Source organism: Clostridium sp. YIM B02506 (genome assembly GCF_022324845.1).
In the GTDB taxonomy this organism is placed as follows: domain Bacteria; phylum Bacillota; class Clostridia; order Clostridiales; family Clostridiaceae; genus Clostridium_T; species Clostridium_T intestinale.
This window is the reverse complement of record NZ_JAKGTG010000001.1, coordinates 166170-182254: the sequence shown is the minus strand read 5'-3', so window position 1 is coordinate 182254 and position 16085 is coordinate 166170. Positions and strand designations below refer to the sequence as shown.

At 32.2% G+C, this 16085-nt stretch carries 16 protein-coding genes; 11 read left to right on the top strand and 5 right to left on the bottom strand.

The window, feature by feature from the left end:
• The first annotated feature begins 8 nt into the window (after nt 1-8).
• On the top strand, nt 9-1028 hold the full coding sequence (locus L1S49_RS00790; protein ID WP_238902147.1) for a saccharopine dehydrogenase NADP-binding domain-containing protein: 1020 nt from the start codon (nt 9-11) through the stop codon (nt 1026-1028).
• A 73-nt stretch (nt 1029-1101) separates the two neighbouring features.
• Nucleotides 1102-2013, top strand: a complete 912-nt coding sequence (locus L1S49_RS00785; RefSeq protein ID WP_238902146.1) for a ketopantoate reductase family protein — start codon at nt 1102-1104, stop codon at nt 2011-2013.
• A 100-nt stretch (nt 2014-2113) separates the two neighbouring features.
• Here the strand turns inward: L1S49_RS00785 and L1S49_RS00780 are convergent, their stop codons facing one another.
• The gene (locus L1S49_RS00780) at nt 2114-4537 is read right to left on the bottom strand and encodes a flavocytochrome c (protein WP_238902145.1); all 2424 of its coding nucleotides are present in this window, start codon (nt 4535-4537) and stop codon (nt 2114-2116) included.
• A 13-nt stretch (nt 4538-4550) separates the two neighbouring features.
• Nucleotides 4551-5153, bottom strand: coding sequence for an NADPH-dependent FMN reductase (locus tag L1S49_RS00775; protein WP_238902144.1), 603 nt, complete (start codon nt 5151-5153; stop codon nt 4551-4553).
• A 173-nt stretch (nt 5154-5326) separates the two neighbouring features.
• Here L1S49_RS00775 and L1S49_RS00770 point away from each other — a divergent pair, with 173 nt between their 5' ends.
• The 3 genes from L1S49_RS00770 (at nt 5327) to L1S49_RS00760 (ending at nt 7527) form a co-directional block, all read left to right on the top strand.
• Nucleotides 5327-6274 carry a LysR family transcriptional regulator gene (locus tag L1S49_RS00770; protein WP_238902143.1) on the top strand — a complete coding sequence of 316 codons (948 nt, stop codon included), beginning with the start codon at nt 5327-5329 and terminating at the stop codon, nt 6272-6274.
• Nucleotides 6267-7205, top strand: a complete 939-nt coding sequence (locus L1S49_RS00765; RefSeq protein ID WP_238902142.1) for an FAD:protein FMN transferase — start codon at nt 6267-6269, stop codon at nt 7203-7205. The genes L1S49_RS00770 and L1S49_RS00765 overlap by 8 nt, the downstream gene beginning before the upstream one ends.
• A 100-nt stretch (nt 7206-7305) precedes the next feature.
• Nucleotides 7306-7527, top strand: a complete 222-nt coding sequence (locus tag L1S49_RS00760) for a hypothetical protein (RefSeq protein WP_238902141.1) — start codon at nt 7306-7308, stop codon at nt 7525-7527.
• 90 nt (nt 7528-7617) lie between these two features.
• Here L1S49_RS00760 and leuD read toward each other — a convergent pair whose 3' ends face one another.
• Nucleotides 7618-8229 (bottom strand): 3-isopropylmalate dehydratase small subunit, encoded by a 612-nt coding sequence (gene leuD, locus L1S49_RS00755; RefSeq protein ID WP_238902140.1) that lies wholly within the window; start codon nt 8227-8229, stop codon nt 7618-7620.
• Between the two features lie 13 nt (nt 8230-8242).
• Nucleotides 8243-9643 carry a 3-isopropylmalate dehydratase large subunit gene (gene leuC / locus L1S49_RS00750; RefSeq protein ID WP_238902139.1) on the bottom strand — a complete coding sequence of 467 codons (1401 nt, stop codon included), beginning with the start codon at nt 9641-9643 and terminating at the stop codon, nt 8243-8245.
• Nucleotides 9644-9754: 111 nt separating this feature from the next.
• On the opposite strand from leuC, the gene L1S49_RS00745 reads away from it, so the two are divergent.
• The 6 genes from L1S49_RS00745 to purE all read left to right on the top strand — a co-directional run bounded on the left by L1S49_RS00745 (nt 9755) and on the right by purE (nt 15637).
• On the top strand, nt 9755-10633 hold the full coding sequence (locus L1S49_RS00745) for a LysR family transcriptional regulator (RefSeq protein ID WP_073019351.1): 879 nt from the start codon (nt 9755-9757) through the stop codon (nt 10631-10633).
• A gap of 96 nt (nt 10634-10729) precedes the next feature.
• Entirely contained in the window at nt 10730-12517 is a 1788-nt protein-coding gene (locus L1S49_RS00740; RefSeq protein ID WP_238902138.1) for a PAS domain-containing protein, read from the top strand.
• A 136-nt stretch (nt 12518-12653) separates the two neighbouring features.
• On the top strand, nt 12654-13466 hold the full coding sequence (locus L1S49_RS23125; protein WP_275299486.1) for a diguanylate cyclase: 813 nt from the start codon (nt 12654-12656) through the stop codon (nt 13464-13466).
• Complete coding sequence (locus L1S49_RS23120) at nt 13450-13683, top strand: diguanylate cyclase (protein ID WP_275299485.1); 234 nt, start codon at nt 13450-13452, stop codon at nt 13681-13683. Before L1S49_RS23125 ends, L1S49_RS23120 begins: the two co-directional genes overlap by 17 nt.
• A 142-nt stretch (nt 13684-13825) precedes the next feature.
• Nucleotides 13826-14989, top strand: coding sequence for a 5-(carboxyamino)imidazole ribonucleotide synthase (locus L1S49_RS00730; protein WP_238902137.1), 1164 nt, complete (start codon nt 13826-13828; stop codon nt 14987-14989).
• Nucleotides 14990-15142: 153 nt separating this feature from the next.
• On the top strand, nt 15143-15637 hold the full coding sequence (purE, locus tag L1S49_RS00725; protein ID WP_238902136.1) for a 5-(carboxyamino)imidazole ribonucleotide mutase: 495 nt from the start codon (nt 15143-15145) through the stop codon (nt 15635-15637).
• A 48-nt stretch (nt 15638-15685) separates the two neighbouring features.
• On the opposite strand, the gene L1S49_RS00720 is transcribed toward purE, so the two are convergent.
• Nucleotides 15686-16081 carry a pyridoxamine 5'-phosphate oxidase family protein gene (locus L1S49_RS00720; protein ID WP_238902135.1) on the bottom strand — a complete coding sequence of 132 codons (396 nt, stop codon included), beginning with the start codon at nt 16079-16081 and terminating at the stop codon, nt 15686-15688.
• Nucleotides 16082-16085 lie beyond the last annotated feature (4 nt).

Sequence of the window (16085 nt, the reverse complement as noted above, 5' to 3'; positions counted from 1 at the left end):
GTGTGTTAATGGATACAAAGAATAAAATTATGATTATAGGGGGACATGGTAAAGTAGGTCAATATATTACAAGAGAGCTTAAAAACTATAATTTGGTTTTGGCTGGTCGAAGCGGAGAAAAGATAAAAAGATTTTTAGAAAAGCAAGAGATAGAAGCAGAAATTTGTGAGATGAATATTCATAACATTGACTTTGAGAAAATGCAAGGTATTGGATGGGTTATTGTTTGTGTGGATCAGGAAAATACTAAGTTGGTTGAATATTGTGATAGACATGGAATTGATTATATGGATGTAACTGCAAACTCGGAATTTATTGAGAAAATAAGGGGGTTAAAGCTTTTAGGATTAAGCAGAATTTTATTAGGCGTTGGATTAGCCCCAGGACTTACAAATCTTATGGCAGAGGAATTTGTTCGTAGCTATCCTTTGGCAGAAAGTATAGACATTCAGCTTGTTTTAGGTTTGGGAGAAAGGCATGGAGATGCGGCTATCAAATGGACTTTAGATAATTTCTTAAAAGGATACCCCCATAAAACCCTTGGATATATAAGACCATTTCAACTGAAAAATACAATAATAACTGAAGGAAATAGCTTAAGAACCTATAATTTTAATTTTGTTGATCAGCATATGTTAAACCAAAAGTATAAGAATAAGAACTTCATAACATATTTGGGATTTGATCAGCCAAATATAACAGCCCTTATTTATGGAAGTAAAAAAATTGGTTTGCTTGGCTTGTTAAAATATAAAAGGATTTACAAGCTTGCTGAAGAGTTTTTAAGAAAACCTAAATTTGGGACAGATATTTTTATAGTATCCATTCAAGCTGATGAAAAGAGAATATGCGCATGGGGACATAACGAGGGTAGATTCACTGGGCTAATTGCTGCAGAAGCAGCAAGACGAATGGCGACTATGGATTTTAAAAAAGGCATACTGGGAATTTCTGATATTATGAACCTTGAAGAAGTTATTAATAATGAATCATTTGAGCTGACATTCGCTGATATAGAAACGAAATAACCAATATTGAGAAATTCTTCTGATTAGTTATATAATGGTATTGTAGACTAATTTGAAGGGGGCTTAATTTTATATGAAAATTAAAACTGTATCTATTATAGGGCTTGGAGCTCTTGGTATATTATTTGGTAATCATTTATCTAAAAGAATGAAGAAAGAGGATTTAAGAATTATAGCCAGTGAAGATAGAATAAAAAGATATTCAAATATATACTGTAACGATGAGCTTTGTGATTTTAATTTTATAACTCCAGAGGAGAAAACAGCACCTGCTGACCTTGTAATAATTGCTGTGAAATATAGTGTACTTAAGGATGCTATAAGGGATATAAAAAATCAAGTTGGGGAAAATACAATAATTTTATCTTTATTAAATGGAATAACTAGTGAGAAGTTAATTGCAGAAGCTTATGGTGAGAACAAGGTTCTATATTCTGTAGCTCAGGGAATGGATGCAGTAAGGGAAGGTAACAAGCTAACTTATAAAAATATGGGGATGATATGTTTTGGTGAAAAAGAAGCTGGTGTTATTTCAGAAAAGGTAAGCTTAGTTGAGGATTTCTTTAAAAGTGTAGAGTTACCGCATGAGGTTCAAAAGGACATGTATAAAAGGTTATGGAGCAAGTTTATGCTTAATGTTGGAGTTAATCAAACTGTTGCTTTATATAGAGGAAATTATGGAACAATTCAAGTTCAAGGGGAAGCTAGAGATACCATGATTAGAGCTATGAGAGAAGTTATTCTATTGTCTGAAAAAGAAGGGATTAATCTTACAGAAGAGGATTTAAATTATTGGCTCAATATATTAGATGGTTTAAGTGAAACAGGAAAACCATCTATGGCTCAAGACATGGAGGCAAAACGCTTAAGTGAGGTAGACTTGTTTTCAGGAGCGGTTCTTGAGCTTGGGAAAAAGTACTTACTAGAAACCCCTATCAATAAGAATTTTTATGATAGAGTTAAAGCTATAGAAAGTGGATATTAATTATATCTTTAATTTAAGGAAAAATAGAGCCGATAACCGCATTTTTACTTATGCGTGTTATCGGCTCTGTGTATTTGTATCTGGCTTTTTTACAGTTTAACTATTTCATTTCATCAACGGCAGTTTTTCCAGCAATTCTTCCGAAGGTAAATATATCGGTTAATGCATTACCACCAAGACGGTTACCTGCATGGATACCCCCAGCAACTTCTCCAGCTGCATAAAGGTTTTTAATTGGTTTATCATTTTCGTCTAATACATGAGCGTTAGTGTCTATTTTAAGTCCACCCATTGTATGATGAACTGCTGGTTTTCTAGGAGTAGCATAGAATGGTGCTTTCTCCACTTTTAAGCTAAATGTATCCTTATGGAATTCAGGATCAAATCCAGCATCAACATATGAGTTATACTTATTAATAGTATCTATAAGAACTGCAGGATCCATACCAACTTTTACTGCTAGCTCTTCTAGGGTATCTGCTCTAAATAAAGTACCAGCTTCTACCTGACGGTCTAGCTTTTCTTGACTTGTATTAGCAGCTGTTTTCTTTATTTCATCATCAGCTATAAGGTAGAATAAACCACCCTGTTCTATAGCAGCTTTTGTTAAAACATCTCTTCCAGAGAATTCATTAATAAATCTTTTACCTTCTTTATTTACCATTACAAAGTTTTCAGGAGGTACTTGAACTCCGCTGAATAGTTCACCAGTTTCAGGATCTGCTACAGGCATCATTTGAGTAAAGCCCATTCCTGTAAGTGCAGCACCTACTGTTTTACCAAGTAATATTCCATCACCAGTCATAGCGTAGGAATTAGTAGTTTTTATATCATCAGCAATATCGCTCCAATAGGTGTTATATTCTTTTAGCATCTTTGTGTTTGCACCAAAACCACCACTTGCAAGCACTACTGCTTTTGCATGAACAGTTATCTTTTGACCATTAACACCAGTTGCTATAACTCCTTTTATTTCGCCATCTTCTATGATAAATTCTTTTACAGGACTATCTGTAATGATTTTTCCTGAGTTATCTTGTACATATTTTGTTAGTGCAAGTATAAATGATGAACCATGGCTTTTAGTAGGCTTATGACCACGACGCCAAAGTGCACCAACTGGAGCGAATACTATACTTTTATCATACTCAACTCCTATTTCCTCTAGCCATTTAACACTTTCTAAAGCTCTGTCTGTAAGGATTTTTACTAGGTCATATTGTCCGTATATTGAGTTACCATTAAGGTCAGTTCTTTTTCCACCAAAATATGTTTGCATTCTGTGAAGTAGTGGAGAATCAAATAGATGTCCTTTTTGTGTGGCAAACTTCTCCTTATAGTCAGAAAACTCTTTTCTAAGTGCATGGAAGTCATCTAAATATTCTGGATGAATTAAGCTTTCATCTGTATCTAGTAATGCTTCGATAGTATGTCTTTCTCCTGGATTTTCATCAAATTTCATTTGCCATTCTGGATCTGCAGCATTTACAGGACCACCTGAACGTATGGTATTACCACCTACAGCTGGATATTTTTCAAGAACAATAGCACTTTTACCATTTTGAAGTGCTGTTGCAGCTGCACTTAGTCCAGCACCGCCTCCGCCTACAACTACTACATCACAAGTATATTCTTCATCTTCTTTTATAAGGCTGCTAGCAGGTTTTGGACGTCTTTTAAGTATATCAGGGTTAACTCCTGCAAGCTTAACTGCTTTAGCTACACCGTCTAATACAGCAGTACTAGTTTCAGAAGCACCAGAAAGAGCATCAACATTTAATGTTTGTCCTTCGATTATTTTATCTGGTATTCTTACAAAAACTACATCGGCAAGACCTTCTGTTTCTCCATCTGTATTTATATCTATACTCTCTATTCTGTTTTCACTAAAGGATACTTTCATTGGAAGACTTCCACTGTGACCTATTGCACTTACCTCATATACTCCTGGAGTAAAGGTAAACTCTTCTTCTTCATTAAGCTGATTTGCAATCTTTGCAAATCTCATAAAGCGTAGGAAACATATTTCAAGAAAATCTATAGTTCTTTCATTGTTTAGATTACCTTCCTCATCAAATGCTTTGTTCGCATTTCCAAGTAAAAACTCATATCCTGGCATTACATTTGCATCTACCCCTGGTGCATCTAGGATTTGACGAAGATGTAGTTGCGCACGAGATGAACCTTGAGTATCAAGAGAAGCACCAAGGATCATTACTGGTTTTCCAGCAAGTGGATGAAGGTCAAAGCTTAGCCATTCAATTAAGCTTTTAAGGCTAGATGGTACTGAATGATTATATTCAGGAGTAGCTATAATAACACCATCACTTGCTATAATCTTATTGTTAAACATCTGTATAACTTCACTTGAGGATTGATTATCAGATTGATTAAACATAGGAACGTCTGTAATCTCAAGTATTTCTATTTCTGCCTTTGAATCAAAGTATTTTTTCATAAACTGAAGGAGTTTACGATTATATGATTTTTTTGCACTAGTTCCAACAATTGCTATAAATTTCATTATACTAATCCTCCTACTCTTCCCACGTGAATTTTTTAACTTTTTTATTTAAAACTTTTTCTGCTAAAAGTTTTGATGTTATATCAGTAAATAGAACAAACTCTCTAAAAATTTCATCAAGTTCTGCTAACTTATCAGCATATATAAGATTTCCTGTGCTATCAAATGCACCTTGTGATCTTCCTAAAAGGAACTCACTGCTTGGCATGATTCTAGCAGCAAGCTCAGGTGAATCAAGTATTTGTCTAAGATGTGCTTGTGCACGAGAAGAACCAAGTGTACCAAGAGAAGCTCCTACTATTAAAAGAGGCTTGTCTGTAAGTGCTTGGCTAGTGTAACTAATCCACTCAAGAGCACTTTTTAAAACAGCAGGTATGGCATGATCATACTCTGGGGTTGCTATTATTACTCCATCGGCTTTTAAGATTTTATCAGATAATTCTTCTACTTTTTGAGGAATAATATCAGAATCCTCAAGTTCAATAAATGGAGGTAAATCCTTGATTTCATATACTTCAATATCTGCCTCATTAGAAAAATGTTTTTGCATAAATTGAAGTAACATACGATTAGTTGACACGTCTGAATTGGTGCCTACGATTGCTAAATATTTCATGGTAATCCCCTTTCTGTACATCAAAATTTCATAATTTTAGTAGTATGTTTGATATAATTTTAACATGCTCCATATATTATATCTAATAGTTATTTATTGATGTTTGATAACATATTTGTTATAATCAAAAACAAGAATAAACAAGTTAATTGTTTCACAAAGGGATGAATGAAATGTCAAAAGGCTATCCTCAGGATATTTTGTATTATATTGATGCTATTTTAAAGTACAGTAATTATGGAAAAGCTGCTAAATCACTTTATATTTCTCAACCGTATTTAACTCAGGTTATTAAAAGAGTTGAAGAGCAGTTAAACTGTGAGCTTATAAGCCGTAGTAAACTTCCATATCGTTTAACTGAGCAGGGGAAGATATATTATCAATATTTAACTTCAATAGAAAATAACTATGCAAAACTACTTAGGGAAATATCAGATGTGTCAGATATAGGTAGTAAGGTTATAAAGATAGGAGTGCTTCCTAGTCTTGGAACCTACCTTTTACCTCTCTTTTTACCAAAATTTTTAGGTATGCATCCAAACTATAGAGTAGAGCTTTCGGAGGCTTTACCAGATAAAAATGAGAAACTTACTCAAAATGGTGAGTTGGATTTTTGGATTGGACAAAATTCAAGAAATATTTCTCCAAACTTAAATTCAGTTAGCTGGGGAAAACACGGATACCGTGCTATTATTCCGCGCTCTTGTGATCTATATCAGAAAGATGTAGCCATTATTCCAGAGGGGACTATGGACATAAGCAAGATATTGAGTCAAAAGATGATACTTACTTCTAAGGGTTCTGCAATAAGAAAACAGATAGATCAGCTATTAAGTGTTTATAAGGTAGAGCCCAAAATCATAATGGAAAGTACAGAGATTTATACTATACGTAATCTTGCAATGAGTAATTTGGGAGTGACTTTTATACCAGAAAGTGTCTATGTAAAGGAGAGCCCCTCTGAATATAATATATATCAGGTTCCTATGGATGAGCTTAGCATAGATTATTTTATTGCATATCTAAGTGAAAGAAAACTTACGAGTATTGATAAAGACCTTATAGATGCATTTCTAACTCATGGGCAGAATAGTTTTAATATAGGAGAACAAAATGGATGAGTATACAAAGATTATATATCTAATGGGAACAAAAATAACGCTTTATATAAAGGGAAAAGATGCTGAAAACTTAGCTGAAAAAGCTTGTGATATGCTTATTCATTATGAAGAAGTTTTTAGCGCTAATAGCGATAACTCACAGCTTGGGATGCTTAAAAAAGCAGCTGCACTAGCTCCACAAAAAGTGGATGAGGAGCTGTATGAGCTGATAAAAACAGGGAAAAAACATAGTTTATCCGAAAGTACATATTTAAATATAGCAATAGGCCCGTTGATAAAATTATGGAGAATAGGTTTTAAGGAGGCACATGTGCCAGACAAAGAGTCTATAAAAAAGGTATTAGAACTTTTAAGACCTGAGAATATACAACTAGATGATGATGAAAAGAGTGTCTATTTACTAAAAGAAGGCATGGAGATAGACCTTGGAGCCATAGCTAAGGGGTATTTTGCTGATAAAGTTATGGAATTTTTTAAGGAAAATGGAGCTGTTTCAGCTATGGTGGATATGGGAGGTAATGTTCTTGTTTTTGGAGAATCACCATCTGAAGGTGGTGACTGGAAAGTAGGAATACAAAATCCCTTTTTGCCAAGAGGAAATTCGGTAGCACTTGTTAAAATAAGAAATCAATCCGTTGTAACCTCAGGTATATATGAGAGAGTACTTGAAAAAAACGGAAGTAAATATCACCATATATTTGATAGTAAAACAGGATATCCAATAGAAAGTAACGTAGCTTCTTTAACTATTATTGCTGATAAATCCGTGGACTGCGATATATATACTACAAAGCTTTTTGGATTAGATGCCACCTCAATTATACGTAGAGTTAATAAAATTAATAATATGGGTGCGGTTGTAATAACTGTGGATGGAAACCTAGCACATACAGAGAATCTTAAGGGAAAGATATATCCAATAACAACTTAATAGATAGAAATATTCTCTCTAAGAAGTAACCCTTGAAGCTTGATAAGTCATCCTTATTAGTAATATAATGGTATTAGAAAATGGCTTGAAGGAGATGTTTATGGGAGATAATTTTAGGTCAAAAAACTCATTAAATAATAAGCTTATTAATATAACCATTTTTACTTTATGCCTTGTAATCATATTTGCAATTATAGTTGGGGTTATAATATGGCAAAAAACCAATAACTTAAAACTTATAATATTTATACCTATTGGTATTTTAGGAGTTTTGTTTAATATATATCTTTTATTTAAGGGAAAAGATAAAAGAGAAAAATAAAGAAAAAAGCCTTGCAGAAGGATTTAATAAAATTATTCTGCAAGGTTTTTTAATAGAGTTATTTTATCTTCTAAGAAGATTGCTTTTTACTTAAATTGTTGCTGCTGTTTTATTAGTATTATGTGTTGCTTCAAATTTAGAGATTTCTTCTTCTTTTAATAGAGTAAGACTTATATCGTCATATCCATTTAGAAGTTTAGTTCTTTTAAAATCTTCTACATCAAAGCTAAATTCTAATCCTGTATTATCTTTTACCTTTTTTTCTTCTAAATCTATCTCTATTTTATAACCTTCGATAGTTTCAGTTTTTTGAAATAAGGCTTCTATTTCTTCAGGAGAAAGTTTTACAGGAAGTATTCCGTTATTGAAACAGTTATTATAAAAAATATCTGCAAAGCTTGAAGCTATGATAGCTTTAAAGCCATAATCTTCTAATGCCCAAGGTGCATGTTCTCTAGAAGAACCGCAACCAAAGTTTGCTCTTGAAAGTAGGATAGAAGCTCCTTTATATTTAGGAAGATTTAGAACGAAATCTTCAATATCTTTTCCTTCTTCATCAAATCTAAATTCATAAAATAGGAATTTACCAAAGCCGCTTCTTTCAATTCTCTTTAAAAATTGTTTTGGAATTATAGCATCTGTATCTACGTTTGATCTATCTAAAGGAGCTACGATTCCAGTGTGTTTTATAAATGCTTCCATAAAATAATCCTCCTTATAGTAAATCTCTTACATCTACAAAGTGTCCATATATTGCAGCCGCAGCTGCCATTTCTGGAGAAACTAAATGAGTTCTTCCGCCACGGCCTTGACGACCTTCAAAATTTCTATTTGAGGTTGAAGCGCATCTATCACCTGGTTTTAATACATCAGGATTCATAGCTAAACACATACTGCATCCTGGCTCTCTCCACTCGAAACCTGCTTCTATAAAGATCTTATCAAGACCTTCTTTTTCTGCTTGAGCTTTAACTCTTACTGAACCTGGAACAACTAGTGCTGTAACCTTTGGAGAAACTTTACGACCCTTTGCTATTTTTGCAGCAGCTCTTAGGTCTTCAATTCTTCCATTAGTGCAAGAACCTATAAATGCATAGTTTATTTCTATATCTTTCATAGGAGTGCCAGGGGTAAGGTTCATATATTCTAAAGCCTTTTCTGTAGACTTTTGTTTATCTAAATCGTTAAAATCCTTTGGAGAAGGTACTAAATCGTTAATTCCTGCTCCCATTCCTGGACTTGTTCCCCAAGTTACCTGTGGTTCTAAGGTATCTAAGTCAAATTCAAGAACTGTATCAAACTCTGCATCTTCATCAGAGCATAAAGTTTTCCATTCTTCTACAGCTTTTTCGAAAGCTTCATCTTTTGGAGCATAGTCTTTATTTTTTAAGTATTCAAAAGTAACTTCATCAGGTTGGAATAAACCAGATCTTGCTCCTGCTTCTATAGCCATGTTACAAATAGTCATTCTCTGCTCCATGGTAGTTGTCTTAAGAGCTTCTCCAGTAAATTCAATAACATATCCTGTTCCAAAGTCTGTTCCATATTTGCTTATGATTCCAAGAATTAAATCCTTAGCTGTAATTCCAGATTTAAAGGAACCTTTAACTTCGATTTTCATAGTTCTAGATTTCTTTTGAGGTAAACATTGAGTTGCAAGTACATGTTCAACTTCGCTTGTACCAATACCAAAGGCTAAGGCACCGAAAGCACCATGAGTTGCAGTATGACTATCACCACAAACAATAGTATTACCAGGTAAAGTAAGTCCAATCTCTGGCCCCATAACATGAACAACTCCCTGATTAGGACTATTTAAATCAAATAATGTAACTTTAAAATCTTCACAGTTTTTACTAAGTGTATCCATTTGCTGTTTAGAAATAGGATCTTTAATGTTGTATCTATCTAAAGTAGGTACATTATGGTCCATAGTAGCAAATGACAAATCAGGTCTTCTTATTTTTCTACCTGCAAGTCTTAAACCTTCAAAGGCTTGAGGTGAAGTTACCTCATGAATTAAATGAAGGTCTATATAGATTAAGCTTTGTCCGCCTTCCCCAAGACTAACTAAATGCTTATCCCAAATTTTTTCGTATAATGTTTTTTTAGCCATTAAAAAAGCCCCCTTTTTTTATCTGACTTATTGCTTATAGTAATTTTATAACATTTAGGTTTATAATTGAAATATATATTAATTATGTTTGATATAACTGGAGGTTATATAATGGAAAGTAATTTAGAATTATATAGAGTTTTTTATAAGGTAGCAAAGTGTGGAAACATATCTTTAGCAGCTGAAGAACTATTTATAAGTCAGCCAGCAGTAAGTAAATCTATAAAAAAGTTAGAAGATGTGTTAGGAATAACTATGTTCTCCAGAAATTCTAGAGGGGTTAAGCTTACAAAAGAAGGAGAAGTCTTCTATAAATATGTAGAAAGAGCTTTAAATGAAATTTCTTTAGGGGAAACTGTTTTGGATAAATTTAAGATGAAGGAACAAGGAAGCATAAAAATAGGGGTAAGTACTACTATATGTAAGCATTTTGTTATACCTAAGCTTAAAAATTTTATAAAAGAATACCCTAATATAGAGATAAAGTTTATAAATAAAACTACTTTGGAAACTTTGAAGCTTCTTAAATATGGAGAAGTTGATATTTGTTTTGTAAGTGAACCTCCAGAAGAAGATTTCTTTAATTATATAAATTTAGTAGAAATTCAAGATATATTTGTAGCTAACAAGGAATACCTAGATTCATTAAATATTGAAAATATAAATGATATTTTTAATGTTGGAACCTTAATGTTTTTGGAAAAAGATAATATAACAAGAAAATTTATAGATAAATATCTAAGTAATAATAATATTTTTGTTCAACCAGAAATTGAGATAAGTAATATGGATTTATTAGTGGAGTTTTCTAAAATAGGTTTAGGTATAACGGCTGTTATAAAAGATTTTACTCTTAAGGAATTAGGAAGTGGAGAACTTGTGGAGATTCCAATAACTCCTCCTATACCTAAAAGAAGTATAGGAATGGCTTATCATAAAAGCATACCATTATCTATAGCAGCTAAAACTTTTTTAAAATATTTCCTATAAGCGTAACAATGGTTACAGAGTTAAGTTTAAGGAAGTGCTATTATTATATTAATGATATTGATTATCAATTAGAGTTTATATAATGGGAGGTACACCATGAAAAAAGATATTAACTATGTAACTATAGACGGCAGAGGAGAACATGATTCTTTTAGAGATTGTGTAACTAAAGCTATTAAGGAATTAAAACCAAATGAAGGAATACATGTAATTAAGGATTTTGAACCTTTTCCTATGTATAAAATGATGGAGGAAAAAGGGTTTGATAAGTTTGTAGAAAAAGTAAGTGATGATGAGTACCATGCTTATTTTTATCCTATTGATAAATTAGAAAAGATAAAGATGACAGAGAATCTAGATATAGATGAAGATAAGATTAATAAAATAATTGAGATAAAATTAGATTATATAAAGGGAAATATATCTATAGAAGAAGCGAAGAAAACTATGAAAGATTCTTTTGAAAAGATTACTGCTCAAGAGTTTGCTATATGTGAGCAATATCTTCAAAAGTATGGAATATCAGATGATTTATTAGCAGAAAGAATGGATGAGATATTAGAGATTTTTGATGGAATATTAGTAAGTGAAAAACTTGATTTACCATCAGGTCATCCTGTTAAAACTTATCTAGATGAGATTTCAGCTATTAGAGAAGTTTTAAGCAAAATGAAAAAACAGTTAGACAAGAAGTTTATCAAAAATCAATGGTTAGAGTTATATGATAAATTAGGGCAAATAAGTATTCACTTTTCTAGAAAACAAAATCAATTATTCCCAGCATTAGAAAGTAAGGGATTTGATAAACCATCAAAAGTAATGTGGACTTTAGATAATAATACTAAAGAAATAATAAGAAAATCTAGAGGACTTTTAGAGGGAGATAAGGATCAGGAATTCTTAAAGCTTCAAGAAGAAGTAATGGAAATGGTTGAGGACATGATGGTTAAGGAAGAAGAGATATTACTTCCAACTTCAATGGACTTACTTTCAGATGAAGACTTTGTGAAGATGAGAAAAGGTGATGATGAGATTGGATATTGTCTAATTAAAACACCAGCACCTTATGGAAATAAGGAGGGTAATGTTATGAGTAATCTAAATGGAAGTAATGAAAATGACTTTATGAAGGATATGGCGGCAGTACTTCAAAAGCATGGCATGCTTAATTCTTCATCTAAAAATGATGTTTTAGATGTTGCTCAAGGAAAACTTACTCTTAGTCAGATAAATTTAATTTTTAAACATCTTCAAGTTGATTTATCTTATGTTGATGAAAATGAAATAGTTAAATTCTATAGTGATACTAAACATAGAGTATTCCCAAGAAGTGCAGGGGTCATAGGTAGAGAGGTACAGAACTGTCATCCTAGAGAAAGTGTTCATATGGTTGAGGAGATCATAAGAGCCTTTAGAGAAGGGGAACAGGATGAAGCTGAATTCTGGCTAGAGATTAATGGAAAGTTCATATACATTATTTATAATGCAGTAAGAGATGAAGAAGGTAACTTCAGAGGCGTATTAGAAATGATGCAGGATGTTACTAAGATAAGAAGCTTAACTGGAACTCAAAGACTTTTATCTTGGACTAATGAAGGCACAAAGAAAAAGGAAGATAGTGAATCTGATGTTAAGGGAGAAGAACTTCCGGAGAATGAATATGGAATAACCAAAGATAGTAATATAGGGGAGATAGTAAAGAAGTATCCATATATAAAGAATTTTTTAGTTAATCTTTCTCCTAAATTCAGTAAACTTAAGAATCCAATACTTTTTAAAACAATGTCTTCAATGGCAACAATAGAAATGATAGCTCAAAGAGGGGACTTCGAAACGAAAGATCTTTTAGAAAAGATAGTAACTGAAATAGATAAAAACAAATAGAATAAGAAAACATAAAAACATCTAGGTTCTTAGGGAGGGGCTTAGATGTTTTTTGCATTAAGGAGTTTCCATTGTATTAAAAAATTCATAGTAATATAATAGTAATTAAAATACATAAAATGGAGAATAATTGCGAATGAATATAGCCATGGATTTAAGTCAAAAAGAAGAACTAGAAATTAGAAAATCAATAGCGATTACTAATATGAAGAGGCTTGTGATAGGACTAACTATAACAGCTCTTATGGAGATATTTATAATTATATTTCATGATTTACCAGGAATAAGATCTTCAGAAAGTGCAGATAAATGGATATATATTTCATATTTAATATTGCATGGAATTATTTCAGTGCTGGGATTATATTTTGCAGTATATTTTAGAATAGTAACTAAAAGAGAACTAGCTAGAAGTATAAGTTTTTATGAAAATTGTGTCTACTTTATTTTAGGCATTATTTTGCTTAGTATAACTTTGATTACTGGCTTAGATCAATTTACTACTGGGCAGATAGTGGCCTTTGGGGTGAATATAATCTATAGTGGATTAGTTATTATTATTAAAAAACCTTACAATAATATAATGTACATAACATGTTTTTTAACCTTTATCATAGAGATGATAGTATTTCAGAAAAATAAAGACATATTATTTTCTCACCTAATGAATGGAGCGTTTTTCTTTGTTTCTGCATATTTTCTAGCTAAGTTTGTATACAACAATCAAGTTTCTCACTTACATAAAAATATGAAACTTGAAGAAAGTAACAAAAAACTTCAATATTTATCTAATTATGATTTATTAACAGAAATACCTAATAGGAGATATTTTAAAGAACAATTAGAAAAGGTACTAATAGATAAATATAATACTTTTAAGTCATACATAGTTGTTATGGATATTGATTTTTTTAAAAAGATAAATGATAAATATGGACATCCGGATTGAAGAAAGAGTAGATTCATTGAGAAAAGTTATTGAGAAAAATGAGTTTAAGGTAGGGGATACTATAATTAAGATAACCTCAAGTTTTGGGATATCTATTCTTGATGGAGCTGGAGAATTGAGTTTTGAAAAAGCCTACAGATTTGCAGATGAGGCTCTATATCAGGCTAAAGAAAGTGGGAGAAATAAAATACATTTAATCAAGAATTATGATGCGTAGAATCCTTGATAACATTCGTATATACACGAATGTTATTTTATAAAATTCCTATAATTATTGTATTAATTAATTTTTCGTGTTAAAATTAAGATGAATTATAACGGGATTTATTAATTATGTTTAAATATGAAAGGAATAGTTTATGATTAACGAAGATTTTATTTCAAAAAGAGTTGGAATAATAGGCGGTGGTCAATTAGGAAAGATGATGATAAATGAAGCCGCTAAAATGGGGATTTTCACAGCTATACTTGACCCATCAGAAGACTGTCCTGCTAGTTGTTTAGCAAATGAAAAGATTGTAGCAAGTTTTGATGATAAAGAGGCACTATTAGAACTGGCAAAAAAGGTAGATGTTTTAACCTGTGAGTTTGAACACATATCAACAGAAGCTTTAAGAGAGCTAGAAGAAAAAGGGCATGATGTTTATCCTAAATCTAGCAGTTTGAAAATAATTCAAAACAAATACAATCAGAAAAAAGAACTTGAAAAATACAATATTCCATTAGGGGATTTTATAGAAATTAAAAAAGCTCATGATATAGAATTAGCAATAGAAAAGTTTGGATATCCAGCTATGCTGAAAAGTGCATTGGGAGGGTATGATGGTAAAGGAAATAGTCTTATAAAAACAAAAGAGGACATCATTAAAGCATTTACAGAATTAAAGGGCGATATTATGCCACTATATCTTGAAAAATATATTCCATACGTAAAAGAAATATCAGTTTTATGTTGTATAGGTAGAGATAAAGAAATAGCTATATATCCAGTAGCAGAAAATGTACATAAAGACAGCATATTATTTGAAACTTCAGTACCAGCTGCTATAAGTAGTAGTGTGGAAGAAAAAGCTAAAAATATAGCTAGAGAAGTGTGTAAGATTTTTGATACTGCAGGCATCTTGTGTATTGAAATGTTTTTAACAGAGGATGAAGAGGTACTGGTAAATGAGGTTGCGCCAAGACCCCACAACTCAGGTCATTATACAATAGAGGGATGTATAACATCGCAGTTTGAAAATCATATAAGAGCAATAGTTGGGCTTCCTTTAGGAAAAACTGATTTAATAATACCAACTGTGATGAGAAACATATTAGGAGAACCAGGTTACAGTGGAAAAACTTTTGTAGAGGGAGCTTATGAAGCTTTAAAAGTTGGGGGAACCTATCTTCATGTATATGGCAAGTCAGAGACTAAGCCACATAGAAAGATGGGGCATTTAACAGCAGTTGGGGAAACTGTAGAGCAAGCTAAGGAAAGAGCTCTAGAAGCAAGTAAATACATAAAAGTTATTTCTAAATAAAGTGAAACTTGATTCAGGTGGGGTTTGATTCCCATCTGAATCTTAGTTGAACTTATCTAGGGTCGTGCCACTGTTATCTTCCACTTGAAGAAGAAGTGGAAGTGTTACAGTGGCTAGACATCAGACAAAGTATTAGAAAAGAGGGGAAAAGTTATGAAACCAATAGTAGGTATAATAATGGGGAGTGATTCAGACCTACCAGTAATGAGGGAAGCAGCTGAAATTTTAACACAATTTGAAGTACCTTATGAAATGACAATAGTTTCTGCTCATAGAACTCCAGATAAATTATACAGTTATTCTAAAGAAGCAAAAGACAGAGGAATAAAGGTAATTATTGCAGGAGCAGGTGGAGCAGCACACTTACCAGGAATGGTTGCAGCTATGACAGCTCTACCAGTAGTAGGAGTTCCAGTTAAAACTAGTACATTAAATGGAGTAGATTCTTTATATTCAGTTGTTCAAATGCCTCCAGGAGTTCCAGTTGCAACTGTTGCAATTAATGGAGCAAAAAATGCAGGGATTTTGGCAGCTCAAATTTTAGGTACTGTAGATGAAAAAGTTTATAATGCGGTTGATAAATATAAAAAGGATTTAGAAAGTATGGTACTTAAAAAAGCTGAAGACTTAGAGAGTACAATTAAATAATTATATAAATAAAAGAACTAAGTATGCCTTAGTTCTTTTATTTATATCCTATAAAGTTACTTCTTCAGTTTCTCCATTAAAGGAACAAATAGATGCAGTTCCTTCTGTAAAATAAAGAACTTCAAAAATGCCGTCATCTGCTTTGTACATATTTTTTAATGCAGGATTAGTTTCTATCATAGCTTCTCTTGCTTCTTTTCTAGAGTCTACAGCTAAACTTCCAGAAATACGAATCCATCTACCTGTATTGTCCATAGCACTAATTTCAACCTTTGGGTTCTCTAGTATTTGTGCAAATACTGGTTTTTTATTATTTGTACATATATATAATTTTCCTTCAAATTCTGATACTGCCCCAAAAGGACGTACACGTGGTTGATCTTTTTCAGTAGTTGCTAGATAAAAGGTTTTAGCCTCTGATAAAAATTGAATTGCCTTATTCATAATA